This is a genomic window from Bradyrhizobium sp. USDA 4538 (assembly GCF_024171045.1).
Classification (GTDB): Bacteria; Pseudomonadota; Alphaproteobacteria; order Rhizobiales; family Xanthobacteraceae; genus Bradyrhizobium; species Bradyrhizobium australafricanum.
Genome location: NZ_JALJZE010000001.1, coordinates 5,206,213 through 5,221,379 on the forward strand (window position 1 = coordinate 5,206,213; position 15,167 = coordinate 5,221,379).

General features: G+C 67.0%; 13 protein-coding genes. All 13 read right to left on the minus strand.

From position 1 onward, the window contains the following. Positions 1 to 4: 4 nt before the first annotated feature. The 13 genes from J2R78_RS23560 to J2R78_RS23620 all read right to left on the minus strand — a co-directional run bounded on the left by J2R78_RS23560 (position 5) and on the right by J2R78_RS23620 (position 15,102). Entirely contained in the window at positions 5 to 484 is a 480-nt protein-coding gene (locus tag J2R78_RS23560) for a (2Fe-2S)-binding protein (protein WP_141343042.1), read from the minus strand. Positions 485 to 490: 6 nt separating this feature from the next. Continuing rightward, positions 491 to 1,309: a xanthine dehydrogenase family protein subunit M gene (locus tag J2R78_RS23565; RefSeq protein ID WP_253607026.1), complete on the minus strand. Its 819-nt coding sequence runs from the start codon at positions 1,307 to 1,309 to the stop codon at positions 491 to 493. A 15-nt stretch (positions 1,310 to 1,324) separates the two neighbouring features. Then, the gene (locus tag J2R78_RS23570) at positions 1,325 to 1,768 is read right to left on the minus strand and encodes an SRPBCC family protein (protein WP_253607027.1); all 444 of its coding nucleotides are present in this window, start codon (positions 1,766 to 1,768) and stop codon (positions 1,325 to 1,327) included. A 3-nt stretch (positions 1,769 to 1,771) separates the two neighbouring features. Continuing rightward, a complete protein-coding gene (locus tag J2R78_RS23575; protein WP_253607028.1) occupies positions 1,772 to 2,209 on the minus strand; it encodes an SRPBCC family protein in 438 nt (145 codons plus the stop codon). Between the two features lie 9 nt (positions 2,210 to 2,218). Continuing rightward, positions 2,219 to 5,113 carry a flotillin family protein gene (locus tag J2R78_RS23580; protein ID WP_253607029.1) on the minus strand — a complete coding sequence of 965 codons (2,895 nt, stop codon included), beginning with the start codon at positions 5,111 to 5,113 and terminating at the stop codon, positions 2,219 to 2,221. A gap of 24 nt (positions 5,114 to 5,137) precedes the next feature. Next, positions 5,138 to 5,971, minus strand: coding sequence for a phosphoenolpyruvate hydrolase family protein (locus tag J2R78_RS23585; RefSeq protein WP_253607030.1), 834 nt, complete (start codon positions 5,969 to 5,971; stop codon positions 5,138 to 5,140). Positions 5,972 to 5,974: 3 nt separating this feature from the next. Beyond that, on the minus strand, positions 5,975 to 8,185 hold the full coding sequence (locus J2R78_RS23590) for an ABC transporter permease (protein WP_253607031.1): 2,211 nt from the start codon (positions 8,183 to 8,185) through the stop codon (positions 5,975 to 5,977). Then, on the minus strand, positions 8,178 to 8,960 hold the full coding sequence (locus tag J2R78_RS23595) for an ABC transporter ATP-binding protein (protein ID WP_253607032.1): 783 nt from the start codon (positions 8,958 to 8,960) through the stop codon (positions 8,178 to 8,180). The genes J2R78_RS23590 and J2R78_RS23595 overlap by 8 nt, the downstream gene beginning before the upstream one ends. Continuing rightward, the gene (locus tag J2R78_RS23600; protein ID WP_253607033.1) at positions 8,953 to 10,038 is read right to left on the minus strand and encodes a branched-chain amino acid ABC transporter permease; all 1,086 of its coding nucleotides are present in this window, start codon (positions 10,036 to 10,038) and stop codon (positions 8,953 to 8,955) included. Before J2R78_RS23600 ends, J2R78_RS23595 begins: the two co-directional genes overlap by 8 nt. 3 nt (positions 10,039 to 10,041) lie before the next feature. Further along, complete coding sequence (locus J2R78_RS23605) at positions 10,042 to 11,052, minus strand: branched-chain amino acid ABC transporter permease (protein WP_168855385.1); 1,011 nt, start codon at positions 11,050 to 11,052, stop codon at positions 10,042 to 10,044. Positions 11,053 to 11,172: 120 nt separating this feature from the next. After that, positions 11,173 to 11,991, minus strand: a complete 819-nt coding sequence (locus tag J2R78_RS23610; protein ID WP_016847806.1) for a helix-turn-helix transcriptional regulator — start codon at positions 11,989 to 11,991, stop codon at positions 11,173 to 11,175. A gap of 136 nt (positions 11,992 to 12,127) precedes the next feature. Further along, a complete protein-coding gene (locus tag J2R78_RS23615) occupies positions 12,128 to 13,378 on the minus strand; it encodes an ABC transporter substrate-binding protein (protein WP_038382412.1) in 1,251 nt (416 codons plus the stop codon). Positions 13,379 to 14,355: 977 nt separating this feature from the next. Next, positions 14,356 to 15,102 carry an SDR family NAD(P)-dependent oxidoreductase gene (locus J2R78_RS23620; protein ID WP_253607034.1) on the minus strand — a complete coding sequence of 249 codons (747 nt, stop codon included), beginning with the start codon at positions 15,100 to 15,102 and terminating at the stop codon, positions 14,356 to 14,358. Positions 15,103 to 15,167: the final 65 nt, after the last annotated feature.

Below are 15,167 nucleotides of genomic sequence, written 5' to 3' on the forward strand. Positions count from 1 at the left end.
TCCCTTACGCACGCGCCCGGCCGCCGGAAGCGGCTGATAGCACGGCGTTGATGATCGGCTCGTAGCCGGTGCAGCGGCAGATGTTGCCGGAGATCGCCTCGACCACTTCGGCGCGGCTCGGCTGCGGATTGCGGTCGAGCAGCGCCTTCGCGGCCATCAGCATGCCCGGCGTGCAGTAGCCGCACTGCGCGGCGAAATTGTCGGCGAACGCGCGCTGCAGCGGGTGCAGATTGGGGCCGTCCTTGACGCCGTCGAGCGTCTCGACCGAGCGGCCGGCGACCGTTTCGGCGAGCGTCAGGCAGGAGAGATGCAGCTCGCCGTCGATCAGCACGCTGCAGGTGCCGCAGCCGCCCTGGCCGCAGCCGAACTTCGGCGTCATGTCGCCGATCAGTTCGCGGAGCGCGACCAGAAGGTTGGTGCCGCCGTCGACGAAGATCGCGACGTCACGGCCGTTATGCTGGAATTGAAGGGCAGTCTTGGCCATCACGATTTATTCCTGACCGGACAACAGACGACGTAGATGCACGCCGACGATCTCGCGGCGATACCAGGCGCTGGCGAGCGCATTGTCGCCGGGTGACGTTCCCTCAACGGCTGCCGCAGCAGCTGCGCTGATGGTGGAGGCGTCGAGCGCGCGGCCTTCGAGCGCGCGCTCGACGGCACGGGCGCGGATCGGCGTCGGCGCCATCGAGCCAAGCGCGACGCGGGCGCCGACGATGCGGCTGCCGTTAACGGGCAGGTGCGCCGCGAGCGTGATCACCGCGCCGCCGTTGGGCTTGATCCGCGCGATCTTGCGGTAGCGGAGGGCCTCAGTGCTGCCGGGTCTGGCAAAGGAGATCGCCAGCACCAGCGATCCGGCCTGCCGGTCGCGCGATTGCAGGAACTCCTCGATCGGGATCTCGCGCCCTCCGAGGCCGCCCTGGACGGACACGGTGGCATCAAGCGCGAGCATCGCGACCGTGAAGTCGCCATACGGCACTGGCGCGAACAGATTGCCGCCGACGGTACCCATGTTGCGCACCGCCGGCCCGCCGATCGAGCGCGCCGGGGCGTGCAGGAAGGCGAGGTCGCGTTCGGCCAGGATGCGGGCGAAGGTGACGCCGGCGCCGAGCGTGATGCGCGAGCCGGTGGCATCGATCCGTGTCATAGCATGGTCGCTGGCGCGCACGATGGTCGAGATCGAGATGTCGCCCTCGTTCAGCGCCCGCATCACCAGCGTGCCGCCGCCGAGATAGCGGGCGCTGCGATCCGAGGACAGCGCCGCCGCGGCGTCATGGGTGCTGGTGAAGGTCTTCACCGTAATTGGCATGATGGTGCTCTCCGCTTACGCGGCCTCCTTCAGATGCCGGCGGATGGCGTCGAAGCCGGCCTGGTAGATGTCTTCCGAAACCATCTGCGTGATGCGCTCGCTGTCTTCGGTCCGCGTCGTGAAGCGCGACTCCCAGTGCCAGAAAGTGCGGTCACCATCGGTGACCGGCAGCAGGCGGACATGCGCCATGTAATTGAACATCGGGATCGGCGTATCGAGCAGGCAGTAGCTGAACGATTGCTCAAGATCGGACAGCGCCAGCAATTGCTCGCGCAGCTCGGCGCCGTCCTTCAGCTTGAAGCGCCTGACGCAGCCGATCTTGTCGGACGGCTGTGCGCGCTCGATGCCGCTGGTTGCGACCGCTGGATGCCAGCGGTCATGGCCGTTGAAATCGCGCAGCACGGCCCACACCGCATCGGTCGGTGCATCCAGGATCGTGCTCTTGACGATATGCGGCACGGCCTATCCCCCGAACGCCCGTTTCAGCGCGTCGAAGCCACCCTGGAACACGCTGCCGCCGATGTTGTTGACGAGCTCCGCCTCGCGTTCCGGCGCGCAGTCGAATTCGGCGGTCCATTCCAGGAAGGTCTGGTCGCCGTCGGTGACCGGCGTGAGCCGCAAGGTCGCGACGTAGTTCTCGACGCCCATCGGCGATTCCAGGATCGAATAGGTGCAGAACATGTCGTAGTCGGACAGGCCGAGCAGCTTCTCGCGGATGCGATCGCCGTTGCGCAGCCGGAAATCCCTGACGCAGCCGATCTTGTCGGAGGGCTCGCCGCCCTCGATCCGGCTTTCGGCGATCGCGGGATGCCAGTTCGGCAGCCCGTTGAAATCGCGGACGCGGGCCCAGACCCGGTCGTTGCGGGCGTTGACGACGGTGGAGACGTAAACCCGTGCCATGGCGTCAGCTCAGTCCTTCTTGCGCGGCGTGCGCTCAGGGCGCGCCGGCTCGCCGCCGCCCTCGGGCGCCGCCGGCTTGGCCTCGCCGCCGCTCTTGCGCGCGGAGTCCTTGATGCCTTGCATGTCGCGGGCTTCGCGGATCAGGCCGGGCATCTTGGCGAGGCTGCCGCCCTCGACGCCGATATCCGAGAGGATCGAGTCGATCAGCGGCGCCTGCACGCGGTAGCGCAGCGCCGAGTCGATCACCTCGTCGGTGGCGCTGCGGCCGGTGCCGTTGCCATGGCCATTGCCGTTGAGGCCGTCGACCTGGAGGATGCGGATGCCCTCGATCTTCTCCATCGGCTTGACGCTCTCGCGGACGATGCCCTCGATGCGGTCGAGCAGCTTGCGGCGGAACAGCGAGTAGCGCGCCTGATCGGTCAGCACGTTCTCGGCCTCGTTAAGCAGACGCTGCGCCTCGGCCTCGACCGTGGCACGGACCCGTTCGGCCCCGGCTGCGATCCTGGTTTCCTCGGCCTGCTTTTCGGCGAGCAGCACCTCGACGGTCTTGCGCCGCTTTGCGATCTCGCTTTCGCGCGCGGTGACGACGCGTTCGGCCGCTTCGGTGGCGTGGATCCGGGCGTCCTCGGCCGCGGCGCGCGCCGCGGATTCTTCCAGTGATTTCTGATGCAGTGCGATGGCCTTTTCCATCAGCGCGGTCTCGACATCCTTCTCGCGGTTGACCTCGAGCTTGCGCAGCTCGCGCTCGCGGCCGATGCGGGCCTCGTCGAGGCCACGGTCGGAGGCGATGCGGGCGCGCTCGACCTCCTCGCGGGCGCCGATCTCGGCCTCCTGCAGCGACTGGTTGCGGGCGACCTCGAGCTGCTCGATCGCACGGCGCCGCTCGATCCGAGCCGCCTCCAGCGCCTGCTCGCGCGAGACGTCGGTGGTGTCGATGTCCTTGCGTGCCACAATTTCGGCCTGCCGGACCTGCCGGTCGGCATCAATCCGCTCGGAGCGCTTGGCGGCGAGCGCGATCACGCGCTCCTCGTCGGCGAGCTCGATCGCCTTCTTCTGGTCGATGTTGAGCACCTCGCGGGTCCTGGAGGAGGCGATCCGCTCGCTCTCCAGCGTCAGCTCGACATCGATGCGCTGCCGCTCGATGGCGTCGCGGCGCTTCAACTCAGCGGCCTCGATCGCCTCGGTGCGCGCGATCTCGAGCCCGCGGGTTTCGCGCTCGGCGCGGATGCGCTGCGCGGCGACCGACTTCTCCTGCGAGATCCGCGCCGCCTCGATCGCCTCGCGGGAGGCGATATCGGCTTCCTCGATCGCGCGGGTGCGGGCGATCTCAAGCGCCCGGACGTGCTCTTCCTGGGCGATCCGCGACGCTTCGGTGGCTTCGCGGGCACTGATCCCGGCGATCTCGACCGCCTGGTTGCGCTCGATCTCGAGCTTGCGCGTGGTGTGGTCGGCGGCGATGCGCTCGGCGGCCAGCATCTTCTCGCGCGCGATGCGGGCGGCCTCGACCGCCTTCTGCGCCTCAATCTCGGCTTCCTGGATGGTGCGGACCTGCTGGATTTCCAGCGCGCGGGTGCGCTCGTCCGAGGAGATGCGCTCGACATTGACCGTCATGGTCTGGGCGATGCGCGCCTTCTCGGTGGCCTCGCGCGCGGCGATCTCGGCCTCGTCGACCGCGCGGGTGCGCTCGATCTCGCGGCGCCGGGTCTCCTCCTCATTGGCGATGCGGGCATCGGTGACGACGCGGTCCTGCTGGATCCGGGCCTTCTCGATCGCCTCGCGAGCGGCGATCTCGGCTTCCTCGACCGTGCGCATCCGCTCGATCTCGCGCTGGCGCACCTCGCGCTCGGAGGCGATGCGGGTGGTGTCGACCGAGCGCTGGTTGGCGATCCGGACCTTCTCGATCTCCTCGCGCGCCAGCAGCTCCTTCTCTTCGACCGCCCGCGTCCGCTCGATCTCCTTGTGCCGGGTCTCGCGCTCCGAGGCGATGCGTGCTTCGGTGATCGCCTGCTCGTTGGCGATGCGCGCTTTCTCGATGGCTTCGCGCGCCGCAATCTGGGCCTGCTCCGACTCGGTCTCACGCAGCGCGCGCTCGCGGGCGACTTCGGTGCGCTGCAGGGCGCGGCGCATCTCGATGTCGCGTTCCTGCTCGAGGCGGGCGGTCTCGCTTTCGCGCTCGATCTCCAGCGCCTGCCGCTCGGCCTCGAGATTGCGGGAGCGGATCTTGATCATCGAGTCCTGCTCGATGTCGTTGCGCAGCTTGCGCTTGGCCTCGATGTCCTCCATCAGGCGGGTCAAGCCTTCGGCGTCGAAGCGGTTCGAGGGATTGAAATATTCGAGGTCGGTCTGATCGAGATCGGTGATCGCGACCGACTCCAGTTCGAGGCCATTCTGCGCCAGTGCTTCGGCGGCATTGGCCTTGACGCGCGCCACATAGTCGCCGCGCTGCTCGTGCATCTGCTCCATCGTCATCTCGGAGGCGACTGAGCGGATCGCGGAGATGAATTTGCCGGAGAGCAGGGTGTGGAGCTGCTCGGGCTCCATGGTGCGGCGGCCGAGCGTGGCGGCAGCGATCGAGACCGCTTCGCGGGTCGGCTGAACCCGGACGTAGAAATCGGCCTCGATGTCGACGCGCATGCGGTCGCGGGTGATCACCGCGTCCTGCCTGGAGCGCACGATCCCCATCGGCAGCACGTTCATGTTGACCGGCGTGTAGTCGTGGATGAAGGGCAGCACGAAGGCGCCGCCATTGATCACCACGCGCTCGCCGAGGAAACCGGTGCGGACGAAGGAGACCTCCTTCGACGAGCGGTGATACAGCCAGTTCACGACATAGACGATGATGACGATCGCGACGATTGCGACGATGAGCCAGAGGATCAATTCACCGACCAGCATCCCCGACATCTCTTCCTCCCTTGGTCACGGCGGCTAGCGCGCGCCGATCGCCTTGAATTTGCGAACCTGATCCGTCAGCGCCCGCTCGACCGGCAGGCGCTCCATCGAGGAGGCGCCGTAGAAGCCGTGGCAGTTGCGGGTCTGCTTCATGATGAAATCGGCATCGGCGGGGTCCGCGATCGGACCGCCATGCGCGAGCACGATGATGTTCGAATTGACGCTGAGCGCGGCCTCGGCCCAGGCCTCGATGCGGGCAGGGCAGTCGGCGAGCTTCGGCGCGGTCTGCGCGCCGATCGTGCCGCCGGTGGTCAGGCCCATATGGCAGACGATGATGTCGGCGCCGGCGATCGCCATCGCGGCGGCCTCCTGCTCGCTGAACACATAGGGCGTGGTCAGCATGTTCTTCTCATGCGCCTTCGCGATCATGTCGATCTCGAGCGCATACGACATTCCGGTCTCTTCGAGATTGGCGCGGAAGGTGCCGTCGATCAGGCCGACGGTCGGGAAGTTCTGCACGCCGGCAAAGCCGAGGGCCTTGAGCTGGTCGAGGAACACATCCATGTCGCGGAACGGATCGGTGCCGTTGACGCCGGCGAGCACCGGCGTCCTGGTCACGACCGGCAGCACCTCGCCGGCCATCTCGACGACGATGGCGTTGGCATCGCCATAGGGCATCAGTCCGGCGAGCGAGCCGCGGCCGGCCATGCGGTAGCGGCCGGAGTTGTAGATCACGATCAGGTCGACGCCGCCGGCCTCCTCGCATTTCGCCGACAGTCCGGTGCCGGCGCCGCCGCCGACGATCGGCTCGCCGCGTGCGATCATGGCGTGAAACTTCTTCAACAGCGCCGTGCGTTCAAACCTGGCCATGGGTCACCTCGCCACTCTCCGCCGACCACCGGCGCGTCCAAGCAAGGGGCGGAACGCGCTGACGATGGCGGCGGTGAACTCGGGATCGTTGATGTTGCGTTTGATGCGGATGATCTGCCGATTGCCGGTCTGGCGCACGGTGCGCTCCAGCGCGCGGAACAGCGCCGCATCGGCCTCCGGGTCCCAGAACGGCTGGCCGGCTGCATCGAGCGCGGAGACGCCGCCCTCGGCCAGGAAGAAGCGCACCGGCCCGTCCATCTGGTTGAGCCGTTCGCCGATCCAGCGGCCCATGCGCTCGTTCTCTTCCGGCGTGGTCCGCATCAACGTGACCTGCGGATTGTGGATATGGAATTTGCGCTGCCGATAGCGCTCCGGGATCGTGTCGGGTGCGCCGAAGTTCACCATGTCGAGCGCGCCGACCGAGCCGACATAGGGCACGCGGCTGCGGATGATGGCGCCGAAGCGATCCTCGGTCGCCGGGAACACGCCGCCCATCAGGAGGTCGCAGACCTCGGTCGTGGTGAGGTCGATCACGCCGGCGAGTTGGCCGGACTCGACCAGCTTCTCCATCGAGCGGCCGCCGACGCCGGTGGCGTGGAAGACGAGGCACTCGAAATCCTCGCGCAGGTCGGCTGCGATCTTCTGCACGGCCGGCGTGGTGACGCCGAACATGGTGATGCCGATCGCCGGAAGGCTCGCGCCTGCATCGCGCTGCTTGCCGGCCTGCTCATCGAGCCGCGCCTTGACCATGCCGACCAGCGCATGAGCGCCGTTGCCGAGCACCGTGCGCGAAATCGAGTTGAGACCCTGCACGTCGGCCACCGAATACATCATGGTGATGTCGGCGGGACCGACATAGGGACCGACGTCGCCGGACGCGACCGAGGAGATGATCAGCTTCGGCACCCCGACCGGCAGCGCGCGCATGCCGGGCGCGACCAGCGACGCGCCGCCGGAGCCGCCGGCGGAGATGATCCCGGCGATATTGCCCTGGCGACGCAGCCATCGCTCGAACGCCTCCGCCATCGCCGTCACCGAGGCGCCGCGATCGGCGCCGAACACGCCCGAACCGGCGCGGCCGTGGTTGAGTGCGATCTCCTGCGCGGTGACGTCGCAGCTCGCCGCCTTGCCGCTGGTCGAGACATCGACCAGTCGGGTGCGCAGGCCGCTGCCGGCGATGATATCGCGGATGAAGCGCAGTTCCGCGCCCTTGGTGTCCAGCGTGCCGACGACCAGCACGACGGGTGGCCCCGACGTTCTGGACGTCGCCGGTTCGCGCCGCGAGCGACTTGTTTCCTCGAGCCGCGTGACCCCGGCGGACTGCGTCCGCGCGGCGGCCTCGATGCGGGCGATCGGCACCGGCTGCGACCAGCGGGTCGGCAGCACGGGATTGGAGACGTAGATGCGGGTCGGCCCCTTGCGTTCCGGCTGCGGGGCACCGACCGCTTCGGCCTTCGCCGGTGCTGGCTCGGCGTCGGTCTCGTCGGCGCCATGGGTGCCGACGCCGAGCAACCGCTGCTGCAGCTCGCGGTCGGTTGCAAGGCGGGCGGAATCGATGATCCGGTTGATCCGGCCATTGACCATGATGGCGACGTTGCGCGACACCGCCGTCGCCACACCGATGTTCTGCTCGATGACCAGCACGGAGATGTCCCCCTCATCGCCGAGCCGCAGCAGCATGTCCTCGACCTGGGCGACGATCACGGGCGCGAGACCTTCGGTCGGCTCGTCCATGATCAGCAGATGCGGATTGGTCAGCAGCGCGCGCGCGATCGCGAGCATCTGCTGCTCGCCGCCGGACAGCTGGTTGCCGCCATTGCTCTTGCGCTCGGCAAGGCGCGGGAAGGTGTCGTAGATTCGCTCGATGGTCCAGGCGCCGCGCCGCAGGCCGCCGGCAAGCGCGAGGTGTTCGTCGACGGTCAGCGAGCGCCACAGGCGGCGGCCCTGCGGCACATAGCCGACGCCGAGCCGGGCGATCCGCGCCGGATTGAGCCGCGTGACCTCCTCGCCGCGGATCCGGATCGAGCCGCCGCTGGCGCGCACGAGGCCCATGATGGCCTTGCACAGCGTGGTCTTGCCCATGCCGTTGCGGCCGACCACCGAGAACACGCCGGACTCGAGCGTGAGATCGACGCCCTGCAGCGCATGCGAATGGCCGTAATAGACGTCGAGGCCCTTCACCTCGAGCGCGGGCACTGCTCGGCGGTCATTCATGGCCGCCTCCGAGATAGAGCTCCTGCACCTCGGGATCGGATTCGATCTCGCGCGGCAGGCCTTCCTTGAAGATGCGGCCGTTGTGCATCATCGTCACGCTCTCGACCACGCGCAGCGCGACGTCCATGTCGTGCTCGATGATGATGTAGCCGATATGCGCCGGCAGCGAGGTCAGGATCTCGATCAGCTCGCGCCGCTCGGTAGGCGACAGCCCCGCTGCCGGCTCGTCGAACAGGATGAAGCGCGGCGCGCCGGCCAGCGCCAGCGCGATCTCGAGCTGCCGCTGCTGGCCATGTGCGAGTTCGGCGACGCGCTGGTCCTTCACGCCGCTGAGGTGAACCGCCTGTACCAGCGTTTCGGTCGCGTGCATCAGCGCATCGTTCTGCCCCGGGCGCAGGAACGAGAACCGGTCGCGCGAGACGCCGCGGCAGGCGAGGTAGACGTTGTCCTGCACCGTGAGGCCGGGGAACAGCGCCGAGATCTGGTAGGTGCGGCGTAAGCCCCGGCGGATCCGCTCATAGGGCGGGAACTGGGTGATATCCTCGCCGAAGAAGCGGATCGTGCCGGAGGAAGGCGCAAAGTCGCCGGTGATGCAGTTGAACAGCGTCGTCTTGCCGGCGCCGTTCGAGCCAAGCACCGCGCGCCTTTCGCCGGGCCGCACCGTGATGGTGACGTCGGTCAGCGCCGCCAGCGCGCCGAACAGCCTGGTCACGCCGCGCAGCTCGAGCGCCGCGCCAGCGCCGACCACGGACAGCCGCTGCGCGACGCTATCCATGGCGACCTCCGCCTGAACGTTGCGTCGAGGATGCGTTGCGCCGCCGCCAGCGTTCCCACAGGCCGATCACGCCGTCGGATGACCAGAACACGATGGCGAGGAAGCCGAGCCCGATCAGCAGCCGGAAGCGGTTGCCGTCGAGTCCGAACTTGATCAGCACGTCGAGCGCGAAAGTCCGCAGCAGCACGAAGATCAGCGCGCCGATGAAGGGTCCGATCGGCCGCGTGATGCCGCCCACCACGGCGATGATCAGGACGTCGATGCAGGCGCCGACGCTGACCGAGCCGGGCGAGATCTGCCGGTAGTTCCAGACCTGCAGCACGCCGCCGAGCGCGGCGATGAAGGCGGCGAAGGCGTAGGCCGCGATGCGGTGCGCATTGGGGTTGAAGCCGAGCGCCGCCATGCGGCGGGAATTGTCGCGGACGCCCTGCAGCGCGAGGCCGAACGGCGCCCGCGAGACATACTGGACGGCGAAGTAGCAGATCGCGGCGACGCCGAGCGTGACATAATAGAAGGCGATATCGGCGCGCCAGTCGACGCCCCAGAACTGCGGCGTCGCGACGGTGTTGATGCCGGTGTGGCCGTTGAAGATCGCCCAATTCTGGTTGGTAAAGTAGTAGAACGCGGCACCGATCGCGAGCGTAATCATGATGGTGTAGATGCCCTCGGTGCGCACCGCGAGCGCGCCGCCGAGCGTGCCGAACAGCGTCGCCAGCGCCAGCGCCATCGGGGTTGCCAGCCACCACGGCCAGCCGAGGCTGATATTGGCGTTGCCGCTGATGCCGAACACCGCGACCATGTAGCCGGCGAAGCCCGCGATGGTGAGCTGCATCAGGCTGACCATGCCGCCATAGCCGGCGAGGAACATCAGGCTGAGCGCGATGATGCCGAGGATCAGCGTGGTGGCGAAGATCTCGATCAGGAAGAAACCGTTGGCGATCAGCGGCATGATCACGAGGATCAGCGCGACCAGCCAGGCCGCCGGGTTCTGGAATTCCGGCCAGGCACGGATGAAGGCTCGGCGGGCCGCGTTGGCGGATGGATCGGGGCGGAACTGGGTGCTCTGGAGCAGCGACATCTGTCATCGCCTCGCGAGCAGGCCCTGCGGCCGCAGCGCCAGCACCAGCACCATGATCAGGAAGGTGACGACGATGGCGTAGGTCGGGATGTAGACCGAGCCGAGCTGCTCGGCGAGGCCGATGATGACGGCGCCGAGCGCCGCTCCCGGGATCGAGCCCATGCCGCCGACGATCACGACGACGAGGGAGGCGAGCAGGAACCGCGTATCCTCGCCCGGCGACAGCGACTGGAAGGTGCCGCCGACCACGCCGGCAATGCCGGCAAGGCCCGCGCCGAGCGCGAACACCAGCACGAACACCAGCTGGATCCGCACGCCGGTGGCGGCCAGGATGTCGCGGTCGTCGACGCCGGCACGCACGATCATGCCGATCCGCGTCCGGTTGAGCGCCAGCCACATCGCGATTCCGATCACGACGGACGCAGCGAAGATCACCAGCCGCACCAGCGGGTATTGCAGATAGACCGGTTCGCCCGTTGATTTGATCGCGGTCAGCAGCGGCAGCTGGATCGGGCCGATCAGCCAGCTCGGGGTCTGGATCTGGTAGAAATCGCCGCCGAACACCCAGAGCATCAGATCGGCGAACACGATCGACAGCCCGATCGTCACCATCGTCTGCCTGAGGTCCTGACCCTCCATGCGTCGGAACACGACGAGCTGCAGGATCACGCCGACCAGCGCCACCGCGATGAAGGCGATGATGAAGCTGAGGAGCCACGACCCGGTCCAGCTGCTGATCGCGTAGCCGACATAGCCGCCGAACAGATAGAGCGAGCCGTGCGCAAGGTTGACGTTGCGCATCAGGCCGAAGATCAGCGTGAAGCCGCTGGCCACCAGGAAGTAGAGCCCGCCGAGCGTGATGCCGTTCAGCACCGCGTTGAGGAACACGCGCTTGCGGCCGATCGCGGCCTCCAGCCCCGGCGGCCAGATCGCGAACACCAGCCACGCGAGCACCGCGACCGCGATGATCACGATCAGCGCCCAGGCCGGATGGCGTTCGATGAACCTGGCCATCTCCGTCGCGTTCCCTCACTGGTCGCGACCGTCTGCCGGGCCGCGTGTCCAGTATCCTACCGAGGGCGTAAGCTCAGGATTTGATCGACAGTATCTTTTATCGTGCGCTCCGGAACTCCTTCACGGCCGCAACACCTTGGCGGCGCGGCGATAGTCGGTCGGGGCCATGCCGACATTGGCGGCGAAGAAGCGGGTGAAGCCGCTCTGCGAGGAGAAGCCGAGGTCGAAGCCGATATCGGCGATCGGCGTCTCGGTCGCCACCAGCGCATCGAGCGCCTGCTCCATGATCAGCGTGTTCATGTAGAGGTGAGGGGTGACGCCGGTCTGGGTGCGGAACAGCCGGTAGAAATGCGGCCGCGACAGCCCGGCCTCGCGCGCGATCGCATCGAGCTCGATCTCGGCGCCGGGGCTTTCCGACATCAGCTTGATCGATTTGCGCACCCTGAAATCGGTCACCGCGGCCGCCGCGCGCGCATCCTGCGCGGCCTGCCAGCTCTCCTCGTAGCAGGAGTCGATCAGCTGCCGGAGTTCGCAATCGAGGCTGCGCAGCGACGGCGCGCCGCACACTAGTGCTGCGGTGCGGCGGATCAGCCGGTCGAGCGCTTCGGTGCGCGGAAAGAAGGTGCGGCCGAACCGCAGGCCCTGTGCCGTCGCGGGCTGCGGCGCGAACCATTCGGCGTTGACATAGAGCACGAAGAAGATCGCGCCGTGATCCATGTCGGTCGGCAGAAAGTTGTGCGGTTCCCACGGGTTGACCGCGACGACGGTGTCGTCCTTGAGCAGCAGCCGCTGCTCCGAGACGTCGATCTGCGCCGGCGTTCCGCCGACATGAAAGATCAGATGCCCCTCGCGGTGCGCATGCACGTTGAAGGGACGGTTCAACTGATAGACCGTCGCGCGACCGAACCGGCCGTGGAAGACGGCAAGCGCCCTGCTCATGCCTCCCCTCCCGCGGGATGTTCTTGTCTTTTCGACAAGCGTTCATCATCCGCCCGCGGAAAGCAAGGGCGAGCAGGGCTCTTGATGCAACCGCGCACCATGCCCCGGCCGTTCAGCCTGCACTGCAACAAATACGTCAGTACTTCTTGCACTCCGGGACCGTGCGGCTCGGCAGGCCGATCTTGGCGAACACCGCCGGATCGTAGCCCAGCGTCTGGTTGACGTTCGGGATCACCTTGACGACCTTGCTGAACAGTGCGCCCTTGCCGTCATCGACCACCTCGGTGACGAAATTGGTGCCGATCGCCTGGCGGTTGGAGTCGAGCTTGATCTTGCCGTTCGGCGCGTCGATCTCGATCTTCGCCAGCGCGTCCTTGAGCTTGGCCTGGTTGTTGGAGAGATCGCCATTGACCTGGCGCAGCGCCAGGATCAGCGCCATCGTCGAGCCGTAATAGTTGGTCGCGAGCAGCGACGGGCTCGGGAAGCGTTTGGCCGGCGGGAAGGCATCCTGATAGGCCTTCACGAATTTCTGCCAGCCCGGATCCTCCCAGGTATCGGCCTGGCCGCTCGCGGCGATGGTGCCGATCAGCGCGTTCTTGGCGCTGCCCTTCGACGACAGGATGGTCTGGTCGATCATGATCGAGCCGCCCATCAGATGCGCCTTGCCGCCGGCCTGCTGATACTGGTTGAGGAAGTTGACGGCGTCGGCGCCGCCGAGGCCGAGATAGATCGCGTCGACGTCGTCAGGCAGCGCGGCGATCACGGAGGCAAAGTCCTTGGTGCCGAGCGGCACCCATTGTCGGTTGGTGACCTGGCCGCCGGCGCCGCAGAACTCGAGCACCAGGCCAAATACCTGGGTGTAGATGAAGGAGTAGTCCTCGCCGACGGTCGCGATCTTGCGATAGCCCTTGGTCTCGTAGGCGTATTTGCCGAGGCCGACCTGCCACTGCGCGCCGTCCATGTTGTAGCGGAAGAAGTTCGGCGCCGGATCGACATAGGTCGTCTCCTGCGCGCCGGAGGCGGCGTTGACGAAGGTCAGCTCCGGATGGGTCTTGGCGAAGTTCTTGACCGCGATGCCTTCGTCGCCGGACAGCGGCGACAGCAGGATCTGCACCTTGTCCTGCTCGATCAGCTTGCGCACCGCGCGCACCGCGGAGTCGGGCGTCGCGTCGGTCGAGGCGACGACGAATTCGAGCTCCTTGTCGCCGATCTTCTTGCCGAGCACGTTGAGCGCCGTCTGGAAGCCGCGCATGCCGTCCTCGCCGAGCACCGTGTAGGTGCCCTCGAGCGTCGCGGTGACGCCGACCTTGATCTTCTCCTGAGCGAACGCCGTGCCCGAAAGCAACAGGCTGCTCAACGCAATCAGTCCCAAACTGCCTTTCAACATCGCGCTCCTCCCTCTGCGTTGTCGCCGGCGTCCACTTGCCGTGCGAAGGCTGATGGGCGTCCGGTTGTTGCCGGCAAAGCTAGCCGAAGGCAGGCGCGGCGCGGATGTCGTCGACGCGGGGTGGCTTAACGGGCAGTCTCATTTTGATTGTTGCGCCGCAGCGCGGCTCGCGGCGCAAAGCCGCGGAGCTTGTTCGGTGTCGTCACCCGGGAAAGCGGGTGATCCAGTATATTCGAGAAACGGCGGTGCTGGAGCCGAGAGGTTGGGGCGTACTGGATGCGCGGATGACGACGCCGGAGAGGAATGCGAGCAGGCAGCTTCCTTCGCGTCGTCCCGGCGAAGGCCGGGACCCATACGCCGCGGCGGACGTTGTTGTAAGGACACGTCGTTCCAGCGATGCTTGACAATCGGAATTTGTGGTTATGGGTCCCGGCCTTCGCCGGGACGACACTCAATTTGTTGCGCGACTTGTGAGTCATACCGTTTGCGTTCTCGCGACATATTTTGTCCGAGCTTTGCTCTTCTTTCCGCCCTCTCTTGAACAGAGGGCGCAGGGAAAGCCGGGTGCCGATCGCACCCATGGGCCCCGAGCAATGGGTAGAAAGCTCGGGGGTAGGACCACAGGTGTAACCGGAAACAACCCGGCTTTCCTGCGCGATGGGTTACGGCTTATACATGCTCTCCCCGGCGAGACTGGGCTTTTTTGTCACCGCCCTCGCAAACGCTTGCGCGCTTTGCGAGAGGACACCTGCCGCTAGGGCGTCAGGCCTGCACGATTTCGCCGTCCGCTTCATGCGCACTCGTCAGTTGCGCTTGTCGCGTCCACCGCATCTCACCGCAACACCCGTGACGATGCGCAGCGCCCCTCGATCGGGTGAGACGGGCGTTTCTATACACTGAGTTACGCTTCGGATAAAGCGAAATATTTTTGCTGCGGGGACTTGCGCCGTCGGGCAAATCAGTGGCAGGGGGCACGCTCATGCCAGCTCCAGTCCGCCGTCGACGGTTATGATCTGACCGGTCATCCATTGCGTGGCGGGACCGGCGAGCCGCACGATCCATTCGGCCACGTCGTCCGGAAGGCCGCGTCGTCCAAGCGGGATGCGTGTGCGTTCCTGCTCCTTTACGGCCGCCGCCTGCTCGTCGCTGAGACCCATCATGCCGGTGAGCGCGCCGGATTCGGTCGGCCCCGCCGCAACGGCGTTCACTCTCACGCCGAGCGGCGCAAGCTCGAGCGCCCAGCAGCGGGTCAAATGCTCCAGCGCCGCCTTGCTCGCTGCGTAGTGCGACAGGCCTGCCGCCGGCTTGTGTCCGTAGGTGCTGGAGACGTTGACGATGGCGCCGCGCGTCGCCGTCAGGTGCGGAAGCGCGGCGGCGGCGAGCAGGCTCGGCCCGACCACATTGACCGCGAAGATGTCCGCGATCCGGTCGGCCGTCGCATCTTCCAGCGCCAGGATCGCGCCGGCGCCCGCATTGTTGATGACGGCATCGAGCCTGCCCCAGGCCGCGATCGCCTTGGCGACCGTGCGCCGCGCATCATCGGCGGAGGCGGCATCCGCGATCAGGCCCGTGATGTTCGGATGCTCGGCAACCGCTTCCTCGAGGGGGCCGGGCCGGCGGCCGGTGACCAGCACCTTGTCGCCTTGCCGTGCGAAGGCGAGGGCGGCCGCGCGGCCGATGCCGGAGGTGCCGCCGGTCAGGATGATGACCTTGTCGTTCTTCATGTGATCGTCCTTTACGAAACTGCGATTGAGGTGAGGTCGAGCGCGAGCAGCAAGAGAGGCTCACC